The sequence below is a fragment of the Dehalococcoidia bacterium genome (assembly GCA_035310145.1).
Classification (GTDB): domain Bacteria; phylum Chloroflexota; class Dehalococcoidia; order CAUJGQ01; family CAUJGQ01; genus CALFMN01.
Window position 1 is genome coordinate 23,868 of sequence record DATGEL010000108.1, and the last position, 25,606, is coordinate 49,473.

A 25,606-nucleotide genomic window follows, 5' to 3' on the forward strand; every position below is an offset into this window, starting at 1 on the left:
AGAATGCCCTCCCGCTTCCTGCCGCCGGAACCTGAACTCGAGGCGACGCCCCACATCGCCGTCAACGCTTCTCCCTCCGCGCACACCCTGCTCGCCATCAGCAATCACCCCGGCTCGGCCACACCGCCCCGCCTGATCGACGACACCGCCGCCGAAACCGTGCTCCGCGCCCTGCGCGACCCGCAGGCGTGCGCCTTGATCGCCCGCGCTGCAGCCGTCACGTGCCCGGCGTTCGATGCCGGCGCCCTGCTAGCCATCTGGGCACTCCTGCATCCGGAGGAGGCGCTGCGCCGCGCGGAGCAGATCGCCGGCCTGGCGCAGGGGGCCGAGTTCGGCATCGCCCACGATCTCGATGCAACCGGCTTCGTCTGCGCGGTGAATGCCTTCCGCGACCCGGCAGAGTCACCGCTCGCCGCCACACTGGCCGGTCGTGACGACGCCGGCCGCGGCGCCGCCCTGTTCGAGGCGCTGCTGCCGCAGATGCCCGCCATGCTTGAAAACATCCGCGATTTCGATCTGCTCTGGATCGGCGAGTACTCGGACGTCCTGCAGGCGGACAGCCTCTTCAACTCCGGCGCCGTGCAGATCGAGAGCGTGCCCGAGCTCGATCTCGTCGTGCTCGACACGCCGCTGCGCCTGCACCCGCTGATCGGACTGACGGTTTCGGCGGGCCGCTCGCGGCTGCTCACCGTGCGCTCGGAGAACACCTACACGCTCGAATACCGCTACGAAAGCTGGGTGCAGCTGCGCTCGTGGCGGCCGCGGCCACGCATCAATCTGAGCGGCCTCGCCACGCGCTTGAACATGTTCGAGCGCAGGGACGGCCGCTGGCGCGCCGATCCGGTCTGGCAGCCGCGGTCGCGCCTCTGGTTCGACGATGGCCGCGGCTCAGCTTCGCCATCCTCGATCGACCGCGAGACGGTGGTAGCCGAAGCCCTGGACTTCCTGCGCACGCACGCCCACGACGAAACGCTGCGCTGGAGCCCCTACTCTGAGCGCCGCTGATCGCGGGCCCGTGCGCTACGATGGTTGCACGAGGGTGCTCGTCTCCTCGCAGCACGCAGCGGGAGACCGCGTTGTCCGACGTGGTGCGAACCGTCTCCAACTTGCACACGATCGTGGTTGCGGCGCACACGACCACGCACCTGCCGCCCGATCGCGCCGTGATCACCACGCCGGCGCTGGTCGCATTGATGGAGCGATGTATCGCGAAGTCCGAGCAGCGGCTGGAACGTCACGACGGGCGCTGGCTAAGCATTGCGGCGGACATTAACCATCGAGCAGGGCTAAAGCAAGGCGAGTACATTCACTTGCGTGCACAACGTAGTCCGGGAATGCCGGGCGATCGAGAGCAGTGGCACGTCACGGCTACGGCCGACGCAGACGGCCGCCTGATCGCGGAGGGCACGATCGAGCGGGCATGGGAGGCCGTATGCCCCGCGTGACCGTGCAGCCGGCCGGCCATGTGATCGACGTTGCCGAGGGCGAGACGATCATGGCGGGCGCCAACGCCCGCGGCTACTACTGGCCCACCACCTGCGGCGGCAAGGGCGAGTGCACGACCTGCGCCTGTTCGGTGCTGGCCGGGGGCGACCAACTCTCTTCTATGAGCCGCTTTGAGTCGTATAGTCTGGCCGAAGGGCGTGGCCGCGCCGTGCTGAACACGCCCGTGCGCCTCGCCTGCCAGGCCCGCGTACAGGGCGATGTCGAGGTGCGCAAGCCGGGCGTGCTGCCGCCGCCGGAGTGAGTCGGCGCCCTGAGCGGCGCCGCCGGCCCATCAATCGCTGCAGCCAGGGAGTGGAACTCCGTCATGCCGTACATCATTGCCGAGCCGTGCATCGGCGTGAAAGACAAGTCCTGCGTCGATGTCTGCCCCGTGAACTGTATCTACGAGGGCGAGGACCAGCTCTACATCAATCCCAACGAGTGCATCGACTGCGCCGCCTGCGAGGCCGCCTGCCCGGTGACGGCGATCTACCACGAAGACGACGTGCCCAAGCAGTGGCGTGACTACATCGAGAAGAACCGCGCCTGGAGCGCGGCCAACACATAACGCACGACCGCCGTTCCCATAGACACCGCCCCATGCTACAGTTACGCATCATAGATATAAGCGGCATGAGCGGGGGCGCGGCGTGGAATTGGCGCAGATCGAGGCGTTCGTGCAGGTGGCCGCGCACCGCAGCTTCAGCCGCGCCGCCGAGACGCTCTATCTCACGCAGCCGTCTGTGACGGCGCGTATCCAGACGCTCGAACGCGAGCTGGGCGAGGAGCTGTTCGAGCGCACCGGCCGCAGCGTGCGCATGACGGACGCGGGCCAGACATTTTTGGCGTACGCCGAGAAGGCGCTGGCCTCGGTGCAGGAAGGCAAGGACGCGCTCGAAGCGCTGCGCAACGCCGAGGCGGGCAATCTGCGAATCGGCTCGGCGCTGACGATCAGCACCTACGTGCTGCCGCGCATCCTCAAGTCCTTCCGCGGCCACTATCCGCGCGTGGATGTCTCGATCCGTACCGGCCGCTCCGACGACGTGCTCGAGCTGCTGCTCAACGACGAGGTGCAGGTCGGCCTCGTCCGCGCCCTCGTGCACCCGGAGATTCAAACGATCCACCTGTACGACGACGAGGTGATCCTCGTCACCGAGCACAACCACCCCTTCGCGCAGACGCGCACGGCGCGCATTGAAGAGGTCAGCCGCCAGCCGCTGATCTTCTTCGACAAGGGCTCGAGCTACTACGGCCTGATCCACGGCATCTTCCGCGAGGCGAACCTGGTGCCGATCCACGCCATGCAGCTCGACAGCATGGAGGCGACCAAGAAGATGGTCGAGGAGGGGCTGGGCATCGCCATCCTGCCGCGCGTTTCCGTCGAGCGCGAGCTGAAGCTGGGCATCCTGGCCGAGGTCGAGATCATCGGCGTGCCGCGCTTCAAGCGCCAGATCGCGTTGATCTTCCGCCGCAACCGCAAGCACGCGCGCACCGTGCACGCCTTCGTGGAGACGCTGCACAACATGTACCGCTTCATCCTGCCCGAATCGGCGCGCGATACGTTTCCCGACCTGGCGCCGCCGCCGCGTGTGCTGGCGCGCTCCGGCGACTGACCCGACAAATGGCGTGAGGAGGTGCCGATGGCCGAACGTACGATCACGCTCTACGAAAAACGCGGCTGAACGACCTGCAACCGAGCCCGTGGCTGGCTCGATCTGCACGGCGTCGCTTACAACCCGCGCGAGATCTTCCGCAAGCCGCTTTCGCGCGAGGAGATCGCCGCGCTGGCACGGCTTGCCGGCGGCATGAAGGCGATCTTCTCCTGGAAGAGCCCCAGCGCCCGCCCGCTCGGCCTCGACCCGGCCACGGCGAACGACGCGCAGTTGCTCGATCTCATGACGCATGAGCCGCGCCTGATCCGCCGCCCGATTGTGCTGACCGGCGATCGCCTCGTCATCGGCGGCGATCCGAAAGAGCTGGAGCGGGTGCTGGGCTGAGGATTTGGTCCCACCCCACGGCCATCGGCTCTCACCTCATCTCACGTACCCCTCTCCCAATCCTGGGAGAGGGGAGACGCAGAAGCTCCGTCTTCAGCCCCAATGCCCCGATCATAGATCTCCCCTTCCCCTAGAATTGGGGGAAGGGGCAGGGGATGGGGGCCACAAGCGGCCTCATCCCCCGGCCGCCTCCAGCACCATCTGTGTCTGCGTGACCAGCGCCAGCAGGCGCCCCTCAGCGTTGGTGAGGCGCGTTTGCCAGACCATCGTGCGGCGGCCGCGGTGCAGCGGCGTGCACTCGCCATGCACGACGCTGCCCAGCGGCGCAGGCGCGAAGAAGTTGGTCTTCGACTCGATCGTCGTCGTGCCCTGGCCGGCGCGCAGGTTCTGCGAGGTGGCAACCGCGCCCAGCGAGTCGGCGAAGGCCATCAAGGCGCCGCCGTGACAGATCGCCGGCGAGGTGCACAGGTCCGCGCGCACCGACATGCGCGCCAGCACGCGCTCCGGCGCCGCACTCACGATCTCGATGCCCAGCAACTGCGCGAAGGGCATGCCGGCGATCAGCTCGTTGGTCGATGTCGTCACGGTCAACTCTCCTTGCCGGCAAGGCGCCGCAGAGGAACGTCTGCAGGGTGGCTGGTTGCGGCGGGCGCTGAGCGGCGGTCTTCGCCTCAGCCGAACACCTCGTCGCGCAGGCGCTTGAGGATCTCGACGTTTTCGCGGTCGGGGCCCTTGCCCGTGAAGCCGGGCACCTCGAGCAGGAAGGGGACGTCGCGGAAGGCCGGGTGGCTCATCACCGTGCGGAAGCCGCCGATGCCGATGTAGCCTTCGCCGATGTTCTCGTGCCGATCCTTGCCGCTCAGCAGCGGCCCCTTCGAGTCGTTGGCGTGCACGGCGACGAGCCGGTGAAGGCCGATCTCGCGGTCGAACTCCGCCATCGCCGCCTCGATGCCCGCCGGCTCGGCGATGTCGTAGCCGGAGGCGAAGGCGTGGCAAGTGTCGATGCAGACTTTTACGCGATCGCTGCCGGTCTCCCGGATCAGCTCGCCGATCTCCGCGAACTTCGCCGCAATCGTGTTGCCGGCGCCGGCGCTGTTCTCGATGATCAGCCAGCTCTCGCCGGGCGCCCGTGTCAGCGCCTCCTGCATCGCCGCGACGATGCGCGGCCGCACTGTGTCGAAACCGGCGCCCTTATGGCTGCCCACGTGGAAGATCGTGCCCAGGGCGCCGGCGCCTTCGCAGAACTGCAGCGCCGCGGCGAGCGATGTGACCGACTTCTCGACGTGCTCCGCGCTCTCCGCCGCAAGATTGATGAGGTAGATGCCGTGCACGAAGATCGGCGCAACCTCCGCCTCGACGGCGTGGCTCTTGAGCTGGGCGATCGCCTCTTCGCCGTGCGCGAGGGGCCGCCAGCTCTGCGGCGCCGAGGCGAAGATCTGGACCGCCTCGGCGCCGATCTCGCAGCAGCGATCAACGCAGCGCGAGAGGGCGTCGGCCGTCGAGACATGAGCGCCAATCTTCATGGAACACCGCTCCCGATCCATGCTCAGGCAACGAACGCGTGTTCGTCGCGACCTCTCAAGGCTAACGCGGCGTGATTGACAGCGCCAGAACGGCGTCGATACGATCGCCGTGCCCGGCGCGCGGAGTTTTCGTACCCGCGCCGCTCGCGGCCCGTCCGCCGCTCGCAAACGACCCCGCTCACCCGCGCTCCCATCCGGCGTTGGAGCATTCTCCGGCGCCTGACCGCCACCCTGCCGCGGAGCTGCCGATGCTGGGTACCGTCGCCCTCTCGCCCCGCCGGCTGGAAGAGTACGAAGCGCTGATCGGCCCGGAGCGCGTGGCCGAACTGCGCCGGCTGGCCGAGCCGTTGCGCGGCCTGCACTTGCTCGCCCTGTCGCTGCGTTCGTTCGGCTCGTGGACGACGGATCTGCTCACCTCCTCGGTGCCGCTGCTGCGCGACCTGGGCATCGACGCGGCCTGGCAGGTGGTGCAGACCGACCACGAATCGCAGGGGGCACTGGTCGCCCTGTACGAGGGTCTGAACGGCGCCGGCGACACCTGGACCGCCGAAACCCGCCGCGCCTGGCTACGCGCCGTGGCCGATGCCGGTCGTTCGCTGAGCGGCGGCTGGGACACGGTAATCGTGCACGATCCGCAGCTGATCGGCATGATCGACGAGGGACAGTCGCAGGCGAGCGGCGCCCGCTGGATCTGGAACTGCCACACCGATCTCTCCGCCTCCGCGGCCGACGCCTGGAGCGACCTTTCCCCCTCCGCCGCGGGGTTCGACGCGACGATGCTCGAAGACCCGTCATTCTCCCCGCCCGGCTGGCAGGCGCGGCTGGTGCAGGTGATCGCGCCCGGCATCGACCCGCTCGGCCCGCGCAACGTGCCGCTTGACGCCGAAACGGTGGAACTGCTGGCCGGCAAGCTGGGCATCGATGCGCGCCGCCCGCTGATCGCGCAGATTGCGCCGTTCGATGTAGGCGCGGACGCACTCGGCCTGATCGAGGTCTACGACGAGCTGCTGCACCGCTTCCCCGATCTGCAGCTCGCGATTATCCCGACCTCGCTGCGCGACGACCAGGAGACGCGCGGGTACTTCAACGCCGTGGCCCGGCTGGCCAACGAGCGGCCGTCCTGCATCCTGCCCTCGCTCGCGGCCGAAATTGGCAACGCCGAGATCAACGCCTGCCGTCACGCCGCCAGTATCGTCGTGCAAAAATCGTTGCGCCGCGGCTTCGCGCTGTGGCTCTCCGAAGCGATGTGGCAGCGCCGGCCGGTGGTGGCCGGGCGTACGGTCGGCACCACGGCGCAGGTGGTGGACGGTGTCACCGGTTTCCTGGTGCCGACCACCACGGTGAGCAGCGACCGCATCGCCGATCTGCTTGCGGACGCGGCGCTGCGCGAGCGGATGGGCGAAAACGGCCGCCGCCACGTGGCCAACCACTTCTTGATCACACGCTACCTCGCAGACACGCTGCAACTGCTGCGGCGCGTCGTGTCCGTGGGGGTCAGCGCCTGAGCGAACGCCGGCGATCGCAGCATCGCAAGAATGCCGCCGTTCACGGGCCGGGCGGCGCGGGTGGAAAGCGGGCAATGTTTGGATCTGTGCCGACGACCCCCAAGAGCATCGAAGCGTACCGGCCGATCATCGGCGACGCGCGCATCGAAGAGATCCTCGAGCTCGCCGGGCGCCTGCGCGGGGCGCGCGTGCTGCATGTGAACGCCACGGCCTTCGGCGGCGGCGTGGCCGAGATCCTGGCCACGCTCGTGCCGCTGATGACCGACCTGGGCCTCGAAGCCGACTGGCAGGTGATCCGCGGCTCCGACGAGTTCTTCAACGTCACCAAGGCGATGCACAACAGTCTGCAAGGCATGCTGCTGGAGTGGACGCCGCAGATGCGCGAGATCTGGACGCGCTACAACCAGCAGAACGCCGACATGTTCGACGAGGACTACGACTTCGTCGTGATCCACGACCCGCAGCCGGCGGGCATCCTGGCGATGGCGGCCGCGCGCCTCGGCCACCGGCCGGCGGGCAAATGGGTGTGGCGCTGTCACATCGACCTGACCGACAGCCAGGTCGATGTCTGGGATCTGCTGCACCCGTATCTTGAGCCGTACGACGCCGCGATCTTCACCATGGCCGAGTACGTCAAGGATGATCTCGAAAAGCCCCTGCTGTTCACCATTCCGCCCGCGATCGACCCACTCAGCCCCAAGAATGTGCCGCTGCCGGAGAATGTGGGGCGCGACATCCTCCAGCGCTACGGCGTGGACCCCGACCGGCCGCTGATTTCGCAGATCTCCCGCTTCGACCCCTGGAAAGACCCGCTGGGCGTGATCGATGTCTACCGGGCGCTGAAACAGGACCGGCCCGACCTGCAGCTCGTGCTGGTCGCCAGCATGGCCGCGGACGACCCCGAAGGCTGGGCCTGGTACGAGCGCACCGTGCGCCGCGCCGGCGAAGACTACGACATCCACATCCTTTCCAACCTCAACGGCGTCGGCAACGTCGAGGTGAACGCCTTTCAGTCGCTGGCGAAGGTCGTGATCCAGAAGTCGGTGCGCGAGGGTTTCGGCCTGGTGGTCTCTGAGGCGCTGTGGAAGGGCCGTCCCGTCGTCGCCGGCAACGTCGGCGGCATCCCGCTGCAGATCCTCTACGGCCGCACGGGCTACCTGGTGAACACCACCGCTGAATGCGTCAATCGCACTGGCTACCTGTTGCAGCACCCCGACGTGGCCGATCATTTGGGCGCGGAAGGCCGCGAGCACGTGCGCGAGAACTTCCTGATCACGCGCTACCTGCGCGACTACCTCGCGATCTTCAACACGCTCGCCGGCCACGTGGAGGCGGCCCGCTCGCCGGCGCGGCTGCTGACCCGCGCCGGCCGCTAGGCAGCAGGAGGACTCCACGCGTGAAAGATGTGCTCGCGCTGGTGCTGGCCGGCGGGCAGGGCGACCGCCTCAGTATTCTCTCGGAGGAGCGCGCCAAGCCGGCCGTGATCTTCGCCGGCAAGTACCGGATCATCGACTTCGTGCTGAGCAACTGCATGAATTCGGACATCGGGCGGGTGGGCGTGCTCACCCAGTACCGGCCGCGATCGCTCAACGCCCACATCGGCATCGGCCGGCCCTGGGGGATGGACCGCGAAGGCAGCGGCATCGCCCTGATGCAGCCCTACCTTGGACGAGAGAGTTCCGACTGGTATCGCGGCACGGCGGACGCCGTTTATCAAAACCTCTATTTCGTGGAGGAATCGCAGGCCGAGACGGTGCTGCTCCTCTCCGCCGACCATGTCTACACCATGGCCTACGACCAGCTCATCGCCTTTCACCACGCCAAAGGCGCCGACGTGACCGTGCCGGTCTACGACGTGCCGCTGCAGGAGGCGAGCCGCTACGGCCTGATCACGATGGACGGTGACGGCCGCGTGATCGGCTTCGATGAGAAGCCGCCCGAGCCACGCACCACCACCGCCAGCACCGGCATCTACGTTTTCAAAAAGGACGTGCTGATCGAGCGGCTGGTGGCCGACGCGGCGCGCAACACCACGCACGACTTCGGCCGCGATATTCTGCCGGAGATGATCGATGACTGCCGCGTCTACGGCTACCGCCTGCACGGCTACTGGCGCGACGTGGGCACGATCGACGCCTACTGGCAGGCGAACATGGATCTGCTGGTCGATCTGCCGGAGCTGGACCTCTACAACCCCAACACGGCCCTGCACACCCGCCACACCACGCTGCCGCCGGCCAAGATCGGGCCGCGCGCCTACGTCACCCGCAGCCTGCTGAACGCCGGCGACATCATCAACGGCCAGGTGGAACACTCGGTGCTTTCACCCGGCGTCTACGTCGAGGACGGCGCCGTGGTGCGCGACTCGATCCTGTTCGACGACTGCTTCATCGCTCGCGGCGCCGTGATCGAGCGCGCCATTCTCGACAAGGGCGTGCACGTGGCCGAGGGCTGCCGCGTGGGCGCGGGCGATGACTTCACCCCGAACAAGGCGCGGCCCGACCTGCTCTGGAGTGGAATCACGCTTGTCGGCAAGCGGGCTCGCCTGCCCGCCGGACTCGGCATCGGCCGCAACTGCATCATCCCGCCCAATGCCCGCGAAGAGGATTTCTTCGGTCCATGGGTGGAAAGCGGTGAGACGGTGCGCTCGTTCCGTGCCTCGCCCATCCATGGCGTCTGACCGCCGTACCATGGCCGCGCCCGCGGCCAGCTTGGGTTAGCCATGGCCGCACACGCGGCCAGCTTGAATACGGAAGCAACAATGGGCGAGGAACCGATCGGCGCCTTCTCCTTCGTTCTGCATAGCCACCTGCCCTACTGCCGCCGCGCCGGCCGCTGGCCGCACGGCGAAGAGTGGCTGCACGAGGCGGCCTCGGAAACGTATCTGCCGCTGCTGGACGTGCTGCGCGGGCTGCAAGGGCGCGGCGTGCCGTTCAACCTCACGATCGGCATCACGCCGATCCTGGCCGAGCAGCTCGCCGATGGCACCGTGCGCGCCAACCTGCGCGACTTCATGGAAGAGAAGCACGCGCGCGCCGCCGAGGACGTGCAGCGCTTCGCACACGCGGGCGACGATCGCCGGCTGGCCGCGGCGCGCTGGTATCGCGGCCGGTACGAGCGGCTGTTGGCGCTGTATGAGGAGCTGGGCGGCAGCGTGCTCAGCGGCTTCAAAGCCTTGCAAGACGCGGGGCTGCTGGAGATCGCCACCAGCGCCGCCACGCATGGCTACATGCCCCTGATGGAGCGGGACTCGACGATCAGCGCCCAGTTCGCTGTCGGAGCGCAATCGTACCGCCGCCACTTCGGCCGCGAGCCGCGCAGTTGCTGGCTGCCCGAGTGCGCCTACCGGCCCTCGTTCATGGCCGAGCTGGGCGGCCAGCGCTACGTGAAGCCCGGCGTGCAGACCTTCATGGCCGAGAACGGGCTCAACCTCTTCTTCGTGGAGACGCACACACTCGAAGGCGGCGCGCCCGTCGGCAAGGCGCAGGGCGACGCGGTCGGTCCCTACGGCAGCATTCCGCGGCGCTACGTCGTGCCGCTGCCCGACTATCCGCCGCCGCGCGACCGCACGACCTTCCTGCCCTACTGGGTCGAGACGCCCGACGTAGCCGTGCTGGGCCGCAACAGCCGCACCGGCTTGCAGGTCTGGTCCGCCTCGCACGGCTACCCCGGCGACTTCGACTACCGCGAGTTTCACAAGCGCGACGGTGTCTCCGGCCTGCACTACTGGCGCGTGACCGGCGCCGGCGTCGACCTGGGTGAGAAGGATCGCTGGGATCCGGCTGTGGCCTTCGATCGCACCAACTCGCACGCCGACCATTTCGCCGGGCTCGTCGAGGACGAGCTGAACGGCTACCGGGCGCGCGCCGGCGGGCCGGGCATCATCGCCGCGGCGTACGATACGGAACTGTTTGGCCACTGGTGGTTTGAGGGCATCGAGTGGCTGGGCAAGGTGCTGGAGCGGCTGAGCCGGCGGCCGGGCATCGCCCTCAGTTCCGCGGGCGGCTGGGTGGCCGCGCATCCTGCTGAAGAGGTGCTGGCGCTGCCGGAAAGCTCGTGGGGGCAGGCGGGCAATCACTTCACCTGGCTCAACGCCGACACGGAATGGATGTGGCCGATCATCCACGCGGGCGAGCGCCGCATGGAGCGGCTGGTGGAGCAACATCCGGCCGCGGAGGGCGGCCTGGCGATCGTGCTGAACCAGTGTGCCCGCGAGCTGCTGCTGCTGGAGTCGAGCGACTGGCCATTCCTCGTCACCACCGGCCAGGCGCGCGAGTACGCGATCGAGCGCTTCGAGAGCCACGTGGACCGCTTCAACCGGTTGGCCGCGTTCGCCGACAGCGGCGAACCGGGGCCGGCCGGGTGTACGCTGGCCGAGGAGCTGTGGGAGCTGGACAAGGTCTTTCCCATGATCGACTACCGGCTTTTCCGCAGCCGCGAGCCGGCCGCTGGTTGAACCGCCGAGGCGATGCACCGATGCCGCGCTACTGGACGGTCGAAGAGGCGCGGGCCGCGTTGCCCGAAGTGATCGGCCTGCTTGAAGAACTGCGGCGGGCGCTGGCACGGCAGGCCCAGGCCGGCGCTGCTGCCGGCGTCGTGACGCCGGGGGCGCGTTTGTCCGCGAACGGCCACGGCGCCTCGCGGCCGGACGACCCGCTGCTGCTGGCCCGGCGGGCGCTCGAGCGGATCAACGCGCTGGGCGTGCAGGTCAAAGATGTGGAGTCCGGGCTGATCGACTTTCCCCATCTGCGCAACGGCGAAGAAGTGCTGCTCTGCTACCGGCTCGGTGAAGCGGACATCGCCTTCTGGCACGGCACGGATACCGGCTTCGCCGGGCGCCGGCCGCTGAGCGAGCTCTGATGCCGGCCGACCCGACGCGCCGGTGCTGCGCCGTGATCGCCACGGCCGCCGCCTGCCTGCTGCTCGGCGCCTGCAAGGCGAGCAACAATCATCCGGCCGCAACCGCGACCGTATCGCCCACGCGAGCGCCCGCCGCGCGCACGGCGGCGGCCGTGCCATCCACAACCGTCGTGGCCCGGCCGGGCACGCCGGGCCAAATCGTGCTGTCGGCCGGGGGCGCGGCGCCGGACACGGTGACGGTGCAGGCGGGCCGCGCCGTGACCTTCGTGAACAGCGACACGGTGCCGCACCATCCCGTCTCGGTCGAGGCCAACTTGTTCGACGCGGGTCAGATCGCCCCCGGCGCCTCGGCGCAGGTGACGGTCACGGCGGCCGGTCTGCACGACTGGCACGACGCCGTCAACCCCCGCCTCAGCGGCACGATCCGTGTCGTTCCTTAGCGCCGATCTTCTGTTCCCCACCGGGGCTGGGTGTCGCGGCTGGCGCTGCGAAAGGCGCACGCGATGCGCCCCTGCACATTCTGTTCCCTGTTCCCTACCGTGCGCCCACCAGCTCCGCCGCCGGGTGGAGCAGGTTTACGCCGCTCTCCTGATCGAAGACGTGCAGGTGGTTCAGGTTGGCCTGCAGCTGCACATGGTCGCCGATGCCGAACTGGGCGCGCGGGTTGACGCGGGCGATCACCGTCTGGCCGCCCACCGTGCCGTAGAGGAACGCCTCGCTGCCCAGCGGCTCGAGCACATCCACCGTCGCCGGCAGCGTGCCGGCCGACCAATCGGCCTCCGCCCGGTCGCCGACGTCCTCCGGCCGCAACCCCACGATCACGTCCTGGCCGTTGTAGTGCGCGATGCCGCCGGCCAAACTCGCCGGCACGGACAGCCGCACGCTCTCGCGCACCAGCTCAACCTCGCCGCCCTCGGCGTGCACGGCCATGGGCAGCATGTTCATCGTCGGGCTGCCGATGAAGCCGGCCACAAACACATTGGCGGGCCGGTCGTACAGCGCCTGCGGCGTGTCGAGCTGCTGCAAGATGCCGTCGCGCATCACGGCGATGCGATCGCCCATCGTCATCGCCTCGACCTGGTCGTGCGTGACGTAGATCGTCGTCGTGCGCAGGCGGTGGTGCAGCTTGACGATCTGGGCGCGCGTCTCCACGCGCAGCTTGGCGTCGAGGTTGGAGAGCGGCTCATCCATGAGGAAGGCCTGCGGCTCGCGCACGATCGCCCGGCCCAGCGCGACGCGCTGGCGCTGGCCGCCGGAGAGCTGGCGCGGCTTGCGCTTGAGCAGCGCCTCGATGCTCAGGATCTGCGCCGCCTCCTGTACGCGCGACTCGATATCGCGCCTGGGCACATGGCGCAGCTTCAGGCCGAAAGCCATGTTGTCGTAGACGCTCATGTGCGGATAGAGCGCGTAGCTCTGGAAGACCATAGCGATATCGCGGTCGCGCGGCGGCACCTCGTTCACGCGGCGCTCGCCGATGTAGATGCTGCCGTCGGTGATCTGTTCGAGGCCGGCGATCATGCGCAGCGCCGTCGACTTGCCGCAGCCGGACGGCCCGACGAGCACCAGAAACTCCTGATCGCGGATCTCCAGCGAAAGGTCGTTGACCGCGATCACGCCGCCTTCGAAGCGCTTGGTGACGTTTTCCAGGTAGACCCTGGCCATGAGCTCGCTCTCCCGTTCGGCGCGGCCGCCGGCGCTCCTCGCGCGGGATTCGGCCGCCTGTGCCGCCGGCGGGGCTGCCCGCCGCCCGCGGATTCTGACTCGCCATCATACGGGTCCGGCCGGAGAGTGTCGATAGCGTGATCGTTATACTGAATAGGCGATTGCCGCTCGCGCGGGCCGAAGCCGCGCGGGCGTCGGGCCCGGCCCCCTCCGGCGTCGGCTCGACCCGAAACTCGTGCAGATGTGCATCTATGCATAGAAGACGGAGGCGGCATGGCCGAGGAGCAGACGGGAAGCGACGAGTGGGCCGAGCTGGCGGCGCTGGCCGAGGAGCTGCGCGGCCAGGACGAGCAGTGGCGGGCCACCTGCGAAGCGATGGCGGCGCAGCTGGAGCTGGTGCGCGGCGTGCGCGAGGGCGTGGAGCAGCAACTCGCCGAGCTCGGCGTCGAAGAGCACCTTGCGCGGCTGGCGCGCGAACTGCTGAACGACGCGGGGCGGCTGCACAGCGCCCGGCTGAATTACGGCCTCACCCGCTCGCTCGCGCTGCTCTGGCACGCGCTGGACGACCCGCGGGCGAGCCGGCGCGAGGCGCCGCCCGAGGCGGAGTACGCGGTGGAGGTGCGCGTCGGGCCGCGCTACCTGCTGGGCGTGCCCAACTCGGGCAGCGGCGACGAGCGGATCAGCATCGTCATCGCTGGCCAGAAGCGGCTGGTGGCCACGCTGCCGACCACGCGCGAAAAGTTCCGCGCCGCGCTGCTGCGCGCCTTCGCCGCGCCCTCCTACAGCGGGCCGCCACGCGAGGATACCGCCGCTGAGCCGGCCGCCGGCGCGGACGCCGCCGGCGAGCACGGCGCCGCGCCGGAATCGGCTGAGGCGGCAGCTCCTGCCGCGTCAGGCGAGACGCCCGCGGCTGCCCAGGCGGCCGAAGCGGCCGCCGGCGCCGGCGGAGCGGCCGCGAGCGCACCCCCAGGCGACGCTGCTGCGCCGCAGGGAGACGAGCCGCCGCCCAAACCGCGCCGGCGCCGCCGCAAGGCCAGCGAGTGAGGCCGGCAGGGCGCGGCCGAGGCGTAGCGGGTCGATATCGACGTGCAGCTCGCCTTCTTTGGTCTGCACCGCGGTCACCTGCGAGGGCAGGGCCAGCGCCAGCCGGTTCTCCAGTGCGGCCGTGTTGCCGGTCCAATCGAGCAGCGACGGCAGCACGAAGCCGATCGGCATCCTGCCGGCATGAATGTCCGAGAGCGTGGCGCGCGCCTGCCGGTTCTGCACACTGAAGGCGATGCGGGCGGAGAAGGTCATCTTCACGCCGTAGACGCGTGCATACAGGTATGCGCGGCTGTTCTGCGCGTGCAGTTCCAGAAAGATCCGGTCGACGTCGATGCCGTCGCCGTGCACCGGCTGCGCGGCCAGGCGGCGGGCCAGCTCCGAGTTCACCTCCTCCTCGGAGAAGGTGATGCCGCCCAGCTTCAGCCGCAGCAGGTCGGCCGGGCCGATGCGGCCGACGTCGAGCGTGCCGTTCGGCGCCGGCACCTTCGCCTCGAAGCTGGCCGCGGCCTGCGGCGTGATGCGATCGACGCGTACGCCGCCGGGCGCCTCCACCGTGTATGCGCCGTTGCTGAAGGAGGGGCCGACGTCGCGAGTCAGCAGCCAGAGAACGAGCGCCGCGGCGCCGAGCAGCACCGCGGCGAACACCAGTAGCGCGAAGCAACCGCAGCGTAACGTCCCGAACACCGCCCCTCCCGCGGGCTGCACCGGCGCCGAACCAGCATGGCGGGTCCCGTCCATCCTACGCGAGCGCGCGGATCACCAGCACGGCGCTTTGATTGCACGCAACCCTCGGCTATACTCGCTGGCGCCGGGAGTCAACGCCGGCGCGGCCGGCGCGCCGCCGTTTAGCCGCGATCAGGGTTGACTCGGTTGCGGAAATCGTGCGTATACTCCCTGCAATGCGCGTGGAACAGCGGGCCTTCGGGACCCGACCCGCGTTCACTTTTCCGCCAGTCCCCGGGGTCAGCGAGGTAACCAGGCGTGCAGCGCTACATCATCCGGCGCCTGTTGCTCGCCATTCCAGTCATCTGGATGGTCGTAACGCTGGTGTTTTTTGTCAGCCACGTGCGGCCGTCACGCGCCGAGCAACTTGCCGCCTCGTGCCAGCTCTCCAAGGAGATCTGCGCACGCAACAAGCACGCCATTCAGGTTCAGCTCGGCGAAGATAAGCCGCTGGTGGTGCAGTACGTGCGCTACGTCGGCCATCTCCTTGTCGGCGACCTCGGCAAGTCTTTGACGGCGCCGTACAATCCGGTGCGCACCGAGCTGGGCAATCGCGCCGGCCCCTCGATCGAGCTCGGCCTGATTCAGATCATTCTCGCGACGATCATCGCCATTCCCATCGGCGTGCTGGCCGCGGTGCGGCAGGATTCGTGGGTTGACTATGTCTTACGCATCTTCTCCATCGGTCTGCTCGCCATTCCATCATTTTTCCTCGCCCCGCTGATGTTGCTCTTCACGATCAAGACCTTCAACTGGACGCCAAGTTTGAATCAGACGGCCTATCGCTCGTTATTCGACGATCCGCTGCGCAACTTATCGATCATGCTTTTGCCGGCACTGGCCGGCGCCTTCGCCTCAAGTGCGGCGATCATGCGCCTGCTGCGCTCACAGATGCTGGAAGTGACCCGACAGGACTTCGTGCGCACGGCAACGGCCAAGGGCCTGCGCCAATCGGTGGTTGTGATGCGCCATACGCTGAAGAACGCAATGATCCCCGTAATCACGATCATCGGTCTGCTGACGGCCGGCCTGATCGGCGGTAACGTCGTACTCGAGTCGATTTTCAATATCCCGGGCATCGGCTTGTACCTGGTGACCGAGCTGCGGCTCAACGATCTGCCCGTGGTGCTCGGCGCGGTCATCTCCGTCGCCGTGGTGATCGTGCTGACGAATATCCTCGTTGATGTGGCATACGCCTGGTTCGATCCTCGAATCCGCTACTCGTGAGTGCAGCGGAGTTCGCGAACCGATCGCAGCGCACATGGGGGACGGCGAAACCGTGGCGAATGCGAAGACCTCATTGAACGCGACGACTGCCACCGCGAGGAGTACGAGCGCGGTTCAGGCCCTGGCGGAGCCGGAAGAGCGGCTGGCGCCGAAGCGCTTCAAAGCCGCGCGCACCTTCTTCACCCACAAGCCGCTCGGCGTCTTCGGCCTCGCGCTCATCGTCGTGCTCGGTTTCCTCGCGCTGTTCGGGCACTGGGTCGCGCCGTATGGCGCCGAAACGCGCTTCACCGTCAGGCCGCAAGCGGCAGCACCGGCGGCCAACACGAATCCCGACGATGTTTCTTGCGTGACTCCTGAGTGCACCGCGAAGGCGCACGCGCAGGCCGCGCAGGCGATCTCGAACACCGGTCCATCAGCGAAGCACTGGTTCGGCACTGACGGCGGCTCGCGTGACCTCTTCACCCGCGTCATTCTCGGCGCGCGGCGCTCGCTCGGCGTCGGTCTGGGCTCGTTGCTGATCGGCACCTTCCTCGGCGTCGTGCTGGGCGGTCTCTCCGCCTACGTCGGCGGCACGTTCGACACGGTCACCCAGCGGGTGATGGATGCGCTGCAGGCCTTCCCGCCGCTGCTGTTTCTGCTCTTGCTCACGGCCGTGGGCCAGCCCAGCATCGCCCTGATCACGGCCGGCATCGGCATCGTGGCCACGCCGCAGATCTCACGCATCGCCCGCAGCACGGTCTTGCAGGTGCGCGCCCTGCCCTTCGTTGAAGCGGCGCAGGTGATCGGCGCACCCGACCGTCGCATCCTCGTCTCGCACATCCTGCCCAATATCTGGGCGCCGGTGATCGTGATCTTCACGATCGGCGTGGGCGCCGGCATCCTCGCCGAAGCGGCGCTCTCCTTCCTCGGCGTCGCCCCCGTCGGCGTCTCCTGGGGCTACATGACGTATGAGGGCACGCAGTTGATCAAGCAGGCGCCTAGCGAAGCGATCTTCGCCGGCGCCGCGATCTCACTTGCGGTGCTCGGTTTTAACATCGTGGGCGACGCGCTGCGCGATGTGCTCGACCCCCGCCTGCGGGCGCGCTGATCGAGGGCCCCACTGCCGCACACGAACGCGGCTGGAATGGGCACGCTCCAGAGTGCGCTGGGGCGAATCAAGGGAAGGGAAGCGAGGAGATGGCCGATAGCAATTACTGGACGAGGCTAGCAGGCCGCCGCCTGGCCCGGCGGACGTTCGTACAGCGGGGGGCGATGGTGGGCGCCGGCGCGGCCGGCATTGTGCTGGTCGGCTGCAGCTCGTCGAACAACAACAAAAAGAACGCAGCCGCCACAACCGCGGCCACGGCGACGAAGGCCGCGGCGACGGCATCGTCTGTTGCCACCGCGGCGGCGACGGCCGCGCCCGCGGGCACCGCCGCGCCCGCGGGCACCGCACGCCCCGCCGCTCCTGCCGGCTCGCCGGCCGCCGCCGCGGGCGGCGCGATTCAGAACACCACCTACGGCAAGCCGAGCGGCACGTTGCAGAAGCTCGACATGCCGAAGACCACGGGCGGCACCTGGCGCCAGTTCAGCTACGACGCGCTGCCGCCGGACAACCTCGACCCGCACCAGTCGGGCTTCGGCCCGATGTGGGGCATCTGGTCGATGCTGTTCAGCAAGCTGCTGGTCTTCGACGATCCGTCGACGGAGGCGCTCTCGCCGGACCTCGCCACCGCGATGCCCGAGCAACCGGATCCACTCACCTATACGTTCAAGCTCAACCCGAACGCCAAGTGGCAGACGAAGACGCCGCTGGCGCCCAACAATGCGCTTGGCGGCAAGGCCGTGACGGCCGCCGACGTGGTCTACAGCTTCCAGCGGCAGATGAACGCCAAGAGCCCGCGCGCCGGCAACTACCCCAACCTCTACAGCCTGCTCTCGATGGTCGACAAGATCGAAGCGCCCGACGCCACCACCGTCAAGTTCACGACCAAGGCGCCGGCCGCCCCGTTCCTCGCGATCGTCGCCGGCCCGACGAGCTCGATCATCAGCCAGACGCTGGTCGACGCCGCGTCGGACGAGATGAACTCGCCGGACAAGCTGATCGGCTCCGGGCCGTTCATTCTCGACCAGTTCCAGGCGCTGAAGATCGTCCGCTACCTGAAGAACCCGGACTGGCACCTGAAGGACTCCGGCTTCGCTAAGGGCAGGCCGTTCCTCGATGTGATCGAGAACACCTGGATCCCCGGCGACGACAATGCGATCGAGGCGGCGATCAAGGCCAAGCAGGTCGACTTCGTCCAGTACAACAACTACTCGAACGGCGCCCGCGTCGCCAAGGAGAACGCGGGCATGCAGCTGATCTCCGTCCCGGTGACGGGTCCGATCGGCGGTCTGCTGCCCGTGGATCACGGCCCGTTCAAGGACGCCCGTTACCGCCAGGCGGTCAGCATCGCCGTGGACCGCAACGCCATGGGCAACACGGTCTACCAGGGCCGCTACCGCCTGAACGGCCTGATCTCCTGGCCGGTGACGCACTGGGCGATTCCGCAGTCGGACCTGCTGAAGAAGCCCGGCTACCGCTACGACAACCCGGCCGACCGCGACGCGGACATCAAGCAGGCGAAGCAGCTCTTTGACGCGGCCGGCGGCGCCGCGGGCATGCCGGCCGGCACGGAGATCATTTACTCGAACACGCCGGGCTACATTCCCGCGTACTTCCCGCAGCTGCAGAAGAATCTGCAGGACGTGCTCGGCTTCAAGTTCAACGGGCACGAGGACACGACCGGCTACACCGAGATCATCGCCGCGCTGCTGCAGCACAAGTTCGACTTCTACTGGAGCTACGGCAACGGCGTCGCCGACCTGGATGAGTGGGTGTACAACGGCCTGCACTCCGGCTCGCCGTACAACCTCACCGGTCTTGCCGACAAAGACCTGGATGCGATGCTCGACAAGCAGCGCGGCGACTTCAACTACGAGACGCGCCGCCAGACGGGCTACGACATCCAGAACTACATGCTGGACAAGGTCTTCCAGAACATCGGCATGATCTGCCTGATCGATGACTTCAACGCCTGGAACTACCTGCACAACGTCCCCATGGTCCCGTGGTTCCAGTACTATCACCTGTGGGCGAACGTTTGGATTGACAATACCGACCCGACGTTCAAGGGGCGGCCGGCGTAGCCCTCATCCTCACCCCCGTCCCCTCTCCCTCTCCCAATACTGGAGAGAGGGAGAGGGGCGATCCTGGGGAGCAAGGTCCGGGGCCGCGCCGGGTTATCCGGTTGCCGCAGGGTCGCACCCGCATGGCTGCGGAGCGGCCATCTTTCCCTGCCTGGGCCCTTCGCGCCGCCCCGGCCGCGCCTTCAGCCTCCATCTTCTTGCCTGCAAGCTCCCCTCTCCCGGGATTGGGAGAGGGGCCGGGGGAGAGGGCCGAGAATCCCGCTGTCAGGAAAATCCTGACAGCCGATGCGCGACCCGCCGGACTTTCTCCGGCGGCGCCATGACCTATCCTGCTGGTGGACCGGCGGGCGCAGTAGCCCGGTCGCCCGCCGCGTGCATCGGCGTCGGGGATGTGGCGCAACGGTCGGGGTTCGGTCCGTCGCGCACCGAAGCATCACCGCAGCCACGCGAGAGGAGCGCAGGGGTGGCGCTCCTCTCGCACTTTTGTGTTTGTTTCTGCCGTTCGGCCCTCATCCTCTCCTGTCTCCTTCCCCCAATCCTGGGAGAAGGAGACGATCCGGCGCCGGGCGATCCGATCGGTTTGCGGTTAGCCCGACGCCGTCCGAGTCGTGCTGCGACCGATCGCCCCTCGCCCAGGATTGGGAGAGGGGTATGTGAAATGAGGCGAGCGCCGAGGGCCAAAGATCAGCCGATCGCGCGATCCACCGCCACCACGGCCGCTTCCACATCCGCCTCGCCGCACCAGAGGTGCGTGCCCATGCGGATACGGCCGTCGCTGCCGTTCACCCAGATGCTTTCCGCGGCCAGCTTCGTCGCCAGTGCCTGCGGCTCAGCGTGCCAGAAACAGGTGTTGCCCGCGCGGTAGTTCGCGTCGAGAGGGGTAGCCACGTCGAGCCCCAGCTCGCGCAGGGCCCGGTTGAGGCGGCCGCTCAGAGCGCGATCGTGCTCCGCGATGCGCTCAATGCCGATCGCCTGCAGGTAGCGCAGCGCGTTCTCCAGCACAAAGATGCCGACGTAGCTCGGGTTGCCGATCTCCAGCCGCGTCGCGTCGCTGCTGCGCACGTACGTCTTCGGCTGCTCGCGGTCGGGCACCGCCTCGGGCGTCTTCCAGCCCAGCAGCGCCGGCTCGATCTCCGGCACGCGCTCGCGGTTCCAGCCCAGCAGCGCCACGCCATGCCAGCCCAGCAGCCACTTGTAGCAGGCGGAGAGCACGAAGTCGCAGAGCGGCCCGGGCACGGGCACCGCGCCCGCCGCGTGCGTCGCGTCCACCACCAGCCAGGCGCCGCGCGCGCGCGCCAGCTCGGCGAGCGCTTCGAGGTTGTGGTGCAGCCCGGTGAGGAAGCTGACCTGGCTGCAGGCGACGGCGCGCGTGCGCGCGTCGATCGCGGCGCGGAAGGCGCCCTCGGCCGGCTCCCAATCGCGCTGGCGCACCAACCGCACCTCGACACCCTGCCGTTCGAGATGCAGCCAGGGATAGAGCACGGCGCCGAACTCGCGGTCTTCGATCACCACGTTGTCGCCGGCCCGCACCGGCAGTGCGTGCGAGAGGGCGTTCATGCCGTCCGAGACCGAGGGCACGAAGGCGATCGTCTCGGCGCCGGGCAGGCCGAACAGCTCGGCCGCCAGCCCGCGTACCGACTGCGTCACCTCCTCCCGCGTGCGCTGGCCCGCCGGGCCCGTGCCCTTGCTGGCAAAGTAGCGCTCCAGCACCGCGCGGTGCGTGCGCAACGACGGTGATTCGCCGCCGGGCGCGAGGTGAATCAACCCGTCGGGCAGCTCAAAATCGGACCGCGCCACCAGGCTAGCCATCGCCCCTCCCCATCCGTGCCAGCATGAACCAGAGGTAATACGCCGCGTAGCCACGATACGGACGCCAGCGCTCGGAAAACGCCTCGACCTCTGCGCTGGTGGCTTTGCGCCCGAGATCGTAGAGCGAGCCGCAGGCCGCCATCAGGCCCCCGTCGCTCACCGGGCAGGCATCGGCCAGGCGCAGCCCGCGCAGCAACGTGTAGCGCGCCGTCCACGGCCCGACGCCGTGCAGCGCCGTCAGCTCGCGCTCCGCCTCGTCAAGCGGCAGGGCGGCGAGCCGTTCGAGCTTCAGGGCGCCGCCGGCCACCAGGCCGGCGACGTGTACGATCGTCGCGGCCTTGCGGCGGCCGAGGCCCAGCGCCGCCAGTTCGTCCGGATTCTGCGCAGCCAGGACCCGGGCGGTTGGAAACGCCCAAAACACCGTGCCGTCGATCTCGGCAGGCGCGCCGCAGCGCTGCACCAGCGCTGCCTTCAGGCGGAAGGCGACGTGCAGGCTGATCTGCTGGCCCAGCACGGCCCAGACGAACGCCTCGAACGGCGCCGGCGTGCTGATCAGGCGCAGACCGGCGAAGCGCCGCACAAGGCCGGCGAGTGCCGCATCGCCCGCCGCCGCGTCACGAAAGTCCGCAAGATCGTCCTCAAGTCCGAGCGTGCGCGTCAACGTTGCGGCCACGGCCTGCACGTCGGCCTCGCAGGGCTGGTGGCCGCCGGCAACGCCGCGCACGGTCAAAACGAGGCTGCCAGCTTCGCCGGGGCGCAGCTCGGCCAGCAACAGGCCGTCAGGCAGCGCGAACAGCCGTCGATAGCAGCCGAGATCCGCGCGATCGACCAGCTCGCCGGCGCGGCGATTAAAGTAGGTGAGGGCGTGATCGAAGGCATAGGGCTGGCGCGGCGACAGGCGCAGCGGGCGGGCAGCACATCCCATGCATTCACTGTAGCCGAGAGCGCCGCCGGCCCGCGATCGGATTGGAGTGCGCCATGGCTCAACCGGCCTTCCGCTCCGCACGCACGTCATCGGCCGTGCTGCAAAGGTCCGTTCCCGTGTCGGGAGGGAACAGCCACGCCCGAACGAGGCAGGGATAGGCGAGCCGGCGCCGACCAGGAGGCCCAACGGTGCTCACGGCAGAACAGGCCGCCTTCCTTCTCGCCCATCGGGTCGCCCACCTGGCGACCGCGGATGCCGCGGGCCGGCCGCACGTCGTACCCGTCTGCTTCGCGCTGCACGAGGGCCTCGTCTACACGCCGCTCGATCGCAAGCCGAAACGCGTGCCGGTCGAGCGCCTGCGCCGCGTGCGCGACCTGGAGGGGAATCCCGCCGTCTGCCTGACGGTGGACGACTACGACGAAGACTGGCGCCGCCTGCACTGGCTGCAGCTGCGCGGCCGCGCCCGCATTGTGCCGCCGGGCGAGGAGCAACGGGCGGCGATCGCCGCATTGCGCGCACGCTACGCGCAGTACCGCGAGATGTCGCTGGAGGAGTTGCCGGTGATCCGCGTTCAGCCGGAGCGCGTGCTAGACTGGCACTGGCCGGCGATAGAAGATTGACACGCCGGCCGGCGTTGCCGCGGAGTTACGCATGATTCGGCCGTCCAGCGCCGATGCCGGCTACGGACCGGCGGATGCGCCTCCAGCAACGAAACCCTCCTGGCGCTATCGGCAACCACGCTCCCTTGCGCCCGGACGGGCAACAGTGTGCGCTGGGCGAAGGAGCGCCGGTGATTTTCACGGCCACGACTGCTGCGTAAGAAACGGCGACGATGCTGCGCTTTCGCATCGAAGGCAGTTCCGCGGCGTGCGAACAGACCGTTGCCCGCGACGAGGCGTCGCTGGGCCGCGCCCCCGGCAACGACGTGGTGCTGCCCGACGAGAGCGTGTCGCGTCAGCACGCGCGCGTGCTGACGCGCGCCGGCGCGCTCTACCTCGAAGACCTGGGCGGCGCCAACGGCACGCGGCTGAACGGCCGCCTGCTGCGCAGCGAGTCGGCGCCGCTGAGCGCGGGCGAAGAATTCACCGTCGGCACGTATCGTATCCGCGTGTTCGCGATCGGCCGGCCTCTGGTGGAGACCGCGGCCGCCGGCGGCAATGGCCAGCCGTCCCCGCCGTCACCCGCGCCGGACACCCTGCGCCAGACCGCCGCTGCCGGCACGGCAGGAACGGCCGGGCACGCCGATCCGCTGGACCGGCCTGAGCTGCTGATCGAAGCGGATGGGCGCAGCTTCAGCTACGTCATGCAGCGCGACGAGGCGACCGTCGGCCGCGCCTCTGGCAACGACATCTCGCTTTCGGCGCCCACGCTTTCCGCCAGCCACGCGATCATCTGCCGCCAGGACGACGGCTGGGCGCTGATCGATCTGCGCAGCCGCAACGGCAGCTTCGTCAACGGCCGCCAGGTCGAGTCGGCGGCGCTGCGCGACGGCGACCGCATCGTGCTTGGCAGCGACGTGGCGCTGACCTTCCGCCTGAAACCGCCGGCGCTGGGCGTCTCGTCGGGCGGGCGGACGGGCGGTCACGGCATCCTGCCGCATGGCCCGGGCGCGGTGCGCATCGCCATCGGCCGCTCGCCGCAGAACCAGCTCGTGCTCGACTCGCCGCAGGTTTCGCGCCAACACGCGCTCCTGGAGCGGCCGGCCGAGGGCGCGCCATGGACGATTACCGACCTGGGCAGCATGAACCGGACCTACGTCAACGGCGAGGCGGTGACCCAGCGCCGGCTCGCCGAAGGCGACGTGGTGCGCATCGGCCCCGTGCGGCTCACGCTGCGCCGGGGCGAGATCGAGCACTACGACGAGACCGCCGGCATGCTGCTGGAGGCGTTCGGCCTCAGCAAGCAGGTGAGCAGGGGCAAGACGATCCTGAACGAGATCACGCTCGTCGTGCAGCCGCACGAGTTCGTCGGCATCGTCGGCGTCTCCGGCGCGGGCAAGTCGACGCTGCTCGGCGCGCTCAGCGGCCTGCGCCCGGCGACCAGCGGCCAGGTGCTGCTCAACGGCTTCTCGCTCTACGAGCACTTCGACGCACTGCGCCAGCAGATCGGCTACGTGCCGCAGGACGACATCATTCACCGGGAGCTGACGGTAGAGCGGGCGTTGGGCTACGCCGCCGAGCTGCGCATGCCGGCGGACACCACCCCGGCCGAGCGCCACGCCCGCGTGTCGGAGGTGATCGCGGAGCTGGGGTTGGAGCAGCAGAAGCACACGGTCGTCGCCAGCCTCAGCGGCGGGCAGCGCAAGCGCGTCAGCATCGGCGTGGAGCTGCTGACGCAGCCGCCGCTCTTCTTTCTGGACGAGCCGACGTCCGGCCTCGACCCGGCGACCGAGACGCGCATGATGACCCTCCTGCGGCAGCTCGCCGACCAGGGCCGCACGATCCTGCTGATCACGCACGCCACGGTGAACATCGCGCAGTGCGACCGTGTGGTCTTCCTCGCGCGCGGTGGGCGGCTCGCCTTCTTCGGGGCGCCCGACATGGCGCTGCAGTATTTCGGGGTGCGTCGCTTCGACGAGATCTACGACCTGATCGAGAACACGCGCTCGCCGGAGGAGTGGGCGCAGCGCTTCCGCGGCGCGCCGCTTTACCAGTCGGAGATCGCCGGCCGCATCGTCAACCAGCCGGGCGCCGCGGCCGCCACGCCGGCGCAGCCGCGGCCGGTCACGGCGGGGCCGGGCCAGCACGGCACACGCAACGAAGCCTGGCGGCAGTTCGGCATCCTCACGCGGCGCTACGCCGAGATCGTGCTGCGCGACCGCAAGAACCTCGCCATCCTGCTCTTGCAGGCGCCGATCATCGCCATCCTGCTCTGGGCGCTCTTCCCGCAGCCGAACTTGTTCCAGCGGCCCAGCGGCTACACGATCGGCCGGCTCGGCTCCCAGCCCGCCGCCTTCACCGGCAACTGCGACCGCCTGCATCCGGCGCCGTCCAACACCTGCGTTGTGGACAGCGGCGACGGTAACTGGAAGGCGAACAAGGCGGTGCAGCTTGCCTTTATCCTCGCGGCCACGGCCGTGTGGCTCGGCACGCTGAACGCCGTGCGCGAAATTTCCAAAGAGGACGCGATCTACCGGCGCGAGCGGCTGGTCAACCTGCGCGTCTTTCCCTACATCGCCTCCAAGTTCGCCGTGCTGCTTGCCCTGGTGATCGTGCAGGCGTCGCTGCTGCTCGGCGTGGTCGCGATCAAGGTCGATCTGCCCGGCGGCGGCGCCGACGCGGCAATGTGGATCTGTCTCGTGCTCGGCGGTTCGGCCGCCGTGGCGCTGGCGCTGGCCGTCTCCGCCGCCGTCTCGAATCCGGATCGGGCGGTCTTTGCGGCGCCGCTGATCATGCTGCCCCAGGTCTTCTTCGCCGGCATCTTCGTGCCCGTGAGCCAGCTCGGCCTGGCGAGGCCGCTGGCGGCGCTGGTCGCCAGCCGTTGGACGTTCGAAGCGCTGGCCCGCGTCTCGAACCTCTTCTCCACCGCGACGACCCTGAGGAGTAAGTTCCAGTTTCGGGACGCCGCCGACGGCAGCGCGATCGCGCGGCTGCTGATCCTGCTCTGCTTCGTGGCCGTGTTCGGGGCGCTGGCCGTGGGCCTGCAGCGGCTGAAGGACCGGCGATGACGATCTGCCAC

The 25,606-nt window shown here is 68.8% G+C and carries 23 protein-coding genes; 17 read left to right on the forward strand and 6 right to left on the reverse strand.

The annotated features are described in order from the left end of the window. The first annotated feature begins 3 nt into the window (after positions 1 to 3). The 6 genes from VKV26_20320 to VKV26_20345 all read left to right on the forward strand — a co-directional run bounded on the left by VKV26_20320 (position 4) and on the right by VKV26_20345 (position 3,482). Complete coding sequence (locus tag VKV26_20320) at positions 4 to 1,005, forward strand: DUF6687 family protein (GenBank protein ID HLZ72255.1); 1,002 nt, start codon at positions 4 to 6, stop codon at positions 1,003 to 1,005. Positions 1,006 to 1,076: 71 nt separating this feature from the next. Further along, complete coding sequence (locus tag VKV26_20325) at positions 1,077 to 1,445, forward strand: hypothetical protein (GenBank protein HLZ72256.1); 369 nt, start codon at positions 1,077 to 1,079, stop codon at positions 1,443 to 1,445. After that, complete coding sequence (locus tag VKV26_20330; protein HLZ72257.1) at positions 1,433 to 1,747, forward strand: 2Fe-2S iron-sulfur cluster-binding protein; 315 nt, start codon at positions 1,433 to 1,435, stop codon at positions 1,745 to 1,747. Before VKV26_20325 ends, VKV26_20330 begins: the two co-directional genes overlap by 13 nt. Before the next feature lie 63 nt (positions 1,748 to 1,810). Next, a complete protein-coding gene (locus VKV26_20335) occupies positions 1,811 to 2,053 on the forward strand; it encodes a ferredoxin (GenBank protein HLZ72258.1) in 243 nt (80 codons plus the stop codon). Between the two features lie 82 nt (positions 2,054 to 2,135). After that, positions 2,136 to 3,098, forward strand: a complete 963-nt coding sequence (locus VKV26_20340; GenBank protein ID HLZ72259.1) for a LysR family transcriptional regulator — start codon at positions 2,136 to 2,138, stop codon at positions 3,096 to 3,098. 132 nt (positions 3,099 to 3,230) lie between these two features. Continuing rightward, the gene (locus VKV26_20345) at positions 3,231 to 3,482 is read left to right on the forward strand and encodes an ArsC/Spx/MgsR family protein (protein ID HLZ72260.1); all 252 of its coding nucleotides are present in this window, start codon (positions 3,231 to 3,233) and stop codon (positions 3,480 to 3,482) included. A 174-nt stretch (positions 3,483 to 3,656) separates the two neighbouring features. Here VKV26_20345 and VKV26_20350 read toward each other — a convergent pair whose 3' ends face one another. After that, positions 3,657 to 4,067, reverse strand: coding sequence for a PaaI family thioesterase (locus VKV26_20350; GenBank protein ID HLZ72261.1), 411 nt, complete (start codon positions 4,065 to 4,067; stop codon positions 3,657 to 3,659). 86 nt (positions 4,068 to 4,153) lie between these two features. After that, positions 4,154 to 5,005 carry a deoxyribonuclease IV gene (locus tag VKV26_20355; protein ID HLZ72262.1) on the reverse strand — a complete coding sequence of 284 codons (852 nt, stop codon included), beginning with the start codon at positions 5,003 to 5,005 and terminating at the stop codon, positions 4,154 to 4,156. A 248-nt stretch (positions 5,006 to 5,253) separates the two neighbouring features. On the opposite strand from VKV26_20355, the gene VKV26_20360 reads away from it, so the two are divergent. The 6 genes from VKV26_20360 (at position 5,254) to VKV26_20385 (ending at position 11,810) form a co-directional block, all read left to right on the forward strand. Continuing rightward, on the forward strand, positions 5,254 to 6,510 hold the full coding sequence (locus VKV26_20360; protein ID HLZ72263.1) for a glycosyltransferase: 1,257 nt from the start codon (positions 5,254 to 5,256) through the stop codon (positions 6,508 to 6,510). A 74-nt stretch (positions 6,511 to 6,584) separates the two neighbouring features. Continuing rightward, positions 6,585 to 7,886 (forward strand): glycosyltransferase, encoded by a 1,302-nt coding sequence (locus VKV26_20365; GenBank protein ID HLZ72264.1) that lies wholly within the window; start codon positions 6,585 to 6,587, stop codon positions 7,884 to 7,886. 20 nt (positions 7,887 to 7,906) lie between these two features. After that, a complete protein-coding gene (locus VKV26_20370) occupies positions 7,907 to 9,190 on the forward strand; it encodes a sugar phosphate nucleotidyltransferase (GenBank protein HLZ72265.1) in 1,284 nt (427 codons plus the stop codon). Positions 9,191 to 9,271: 81 nt separating this feature from the next. Continuing rightward, positions 9,272 to 10,966 (forward strand): 1,4-alpha-glucan branching protein domain-containing protein, encoded by a 1,695-nt coding sequence (locus tag VKV26_20375; GenBank protein HLZ72266.1) that lies wholly within the window; start codon positions 9,272 to 9,274, stop codon positions 10,964 to 10,966. Between the two features lie 20 nt (positions 10,967 to 10,986). Then, complete coding sequence (locus tag VKV26_20380) at positions 10,987 to 11,370, forward strand: DUF2203 domain-containing protein (protein ID HLZ72267.1); 384 nt, start codon at positions 10,987 to 10,989, stop codon at positions 11,368 to 11,370. Further along, a complete protein-coding gene (locus VKV26_20385; GenBank protein ID HLZ72268.1) occupies positions 11,370 to 11,810 on the forward strand; it encodes a cupredoxin domain-containing protein in 441 nt (146 codons plus the stop codon). Before VKV26_20380 ends, VKV26_20385 begins: the two co-directional genes overlap by 1 nt. Before the next feature lie 94 nt (positions 11,811 to 11,904). Here VKV26_20385 and ugpC read toward each other — a convergent pair whose 3' ends face one another. Both ugpC and VKV26_20395 read right to left on the reverse strand, forming a co-directional pair. Then, the gene (ugpC, locus tag VKV26_20390; protein HLZ72269.1) at positions 11,905 to 13,032 is read right to left on the reverse strand and encodes a sn-glycerol-3-phosphate ABC transporter ATP-binding protein UgpC; all 1,128 of its coding nucleotides are present in this window, start codon (positions 13,030 to 13,032) and stop codon (positions 11,905 to 11,907) included. An 891-nt stretch (positions 13,033 to 13,923) separates the two neighbouring features. Beyond that, entirely contained in the window at positions 13,924 to 14,760 is an 837-nt protein-coding gene (locus VKV26_20395; GenBank protein ID HLZ72270.1) for a hypothetical protein, read from the reverse strand. Positions 14,761 to 15,057: 297 nt separating this feature from the next. Here VKV26_20395 and VKV26_20400 point away from each other — a divergent pair, with 297 nt between their 5' ends. From VKV26_20400 to VKV26_20410, 3 genes are all read left to right on the forward strand, one after another. After that, on the forward strand, positions 15,058 to 16,026 hold the full coding sequence (locus VKV26_20400; protein HLZ72271.1) for an ABC transporter permease: 969 nt from the start codon (positions 15,058 to 15,060) through the stop codon (positions 16,024 to 16,026). A 34-nt stretch (positions 16,027 to 16,060) separates the two neighbouring features. Further along, positions 16,061 to 17,113: an ABC transporter permease gene (locus tag VKV26_20405; GenBank protein HLZ72272.1), complete on the forward strand. Its 1,053-nt coding sequence runs from the start codon at positions 16,061 to 16,063 to the stop codon at positions 17,111 to 17,113. Between the two features lie 89 nt (positions 17,114 to 17,202). Next, positions 17,203 to 19,194, forward strand: coding sequence for an ABC transporter substrate-binding protein (locus VKV26_20410; protein ID HLZ72273.1), 1,992 nt, complete (start codon positions 17,203 to 17,205; stop codon positions 19,192 to 19,194). A gap of 684 nt (positions 19,195 to 19,878) precedes the next feature. Here VKV26_20410 and VKV26_20415 read toward each other — a convergent pair. Further along, a complete protein-coding gene (locus VKV26_20415) occupies positions 19,879 to 21,003 on the reverse strand; it encodes an aminotransferase class V-fold PLP-dependent enzyme (protein HLZ72274.1) in 1,125 nt (374 codons plus the stop codon). Further along, positions 20,996 to 21,928 (reverse strand): AlkA N-terminal domain-containing protein, encoded by a 933-nt coding sequence (locus VKV26_20420; GenBank protein HLZ72275.1) that lies wholly within the window; start codon positions 21,926 to 21,928, stop codon positions 20,996 to 20,998. Before VKV26_20420 ends, VKV26_20415 begins: the two co-directional genes overlap by 8 nt. A gap of 188 nt (positions 21,929 to 22,116) precedes the next feature. Between VKV26_20420 and VKV26_20425 the strand changes: the two genes are divergently transcribed. Next, on the forward strand, positions 22,117 to 22,548 hold the full coding sequence (locus VKV26_20425; GenBank protein ID HLZ72276.1) for a TIGR03668 family PPOX class F420-dependent oxidoreductase: 432 nt from the start codon (positions 22,117 to 22,119) through the stop codon (positions 22,546 to 22,548). A gap of 212 nt (positions 22,549 to 22,760) precedes the next feature. Beyond that, positions 22,761 to 25,595 (forward strand): FHA domain-containing protein, encoded by a 2,835-nt coding sequence (locus VKV26_20430; protein HLZ72277.1) that lies wholly within the window; start codon positions 22,761 to 22,763, stop codon positions 25,593 to 25,595. Positions 25,596 to 25,606: the final 11 nt, after the last annotated feature.

Coding starts and splice junctions, on each gene's coding strand:
- VKV26_20320 (HLZ72255.1), top strand. CDS start 4: ATGCCCTCCCGCTTCCTGCCGCCGGAACCTGAACTCGAGGCGACGCCC.
- VKV26_20330 (HLZ72257.1), top strand. CDS start 1,433: ATGCCCCGCGTGACCGTGCAGCCGGCCGGCCATGTGATCGACGTTGCC.
- VKV26_20335 (HLZ72258.1), top strand. CDS start 1,811: ATGCCGTACATCATTGCCGAGCCGTGCATCGGCGTGAAAGACAAGTCC.
- VKV26_20355 (HLZ72262.1), bottom strand. CDS start 5,005: ATGAAGATTGGCGCTCATGTCTCGACGGCCGACGCCCTCTCGCGCTGC.
- VKV26_20360 (HLZ72263.1), top strand. CDS start 5,254: ATGCTGGGTACCGTCGCCCTCTCGCCCCGCCGGCTGGAAGAGTACGAA.
- VKV26_20365 (HLZ72264.1), top strand. CDS start 6,585: ATGTTTGGATCTGTGCCGACGACCCCCAAGAGCATCGAAGCGTACCGG.
- VKV26_20375 (HLZ72266.1), top strand. CDS start 9,272: ATGGGCGAGGAACCGATCGGCGCCTTCTCCTTCGTTCTGCATAGCCAC.
- VKV26_20380 (HLZ72267.1), top strand. CDS start 10,987: ATGCCGCGCTACTGGACGGTCGAAGAGGCGCGGGCCGCGTTGCCCGAA.
- VKV26_20385 (HLZ72268.1), top strand. CDS start 11,370: ATGCCGGCCGACCCGACGCGCCGGTGCTGCGCCGTGATCGCCACGGCC.
- ugpC (HLZ72269.1), bottom strand. CDS start 13,032: ATGGCCAGGGTCTACCTGGAAAACGTCACCAAGCGCTTCGAAGGCGGC.
- VKV26_20405 (HLZ72272.1), top strand. CDS start 16,061: ATGGGGGACGGCGAAACCGTGGCGAATGCGAAGACCTCATTGAACGCG.
- VKV26_20410 (HLZ72273.1), top strand. CDS start 17,203: ATGGCCGATAGCAATTACTGGACGAGGCTAGCAGGCCGCCGCCTGGCC.
- VKV26_20415 (HLZ72274.1), bottom strand. CDS start 21,003: ATGGCTAGCCTGGTGGCGCGGTCCGATTTTGAGCTGCCCGACGGGTTG.
- VKV26_20420 (HLZ72275.1), bottom strand. CDS start 21,928: ATGGGATGTGCTGCCCGCCCGCTGCGCCTGTCGCCGCGCCAGCCCTAT.
- VKV26_20430 (HLZ72277.1), top strand. CDS start 22,761: ATGCTGCGCTTTCGCATCGAAGGCAGTTCCGCGGCGTGCGAACAGACC.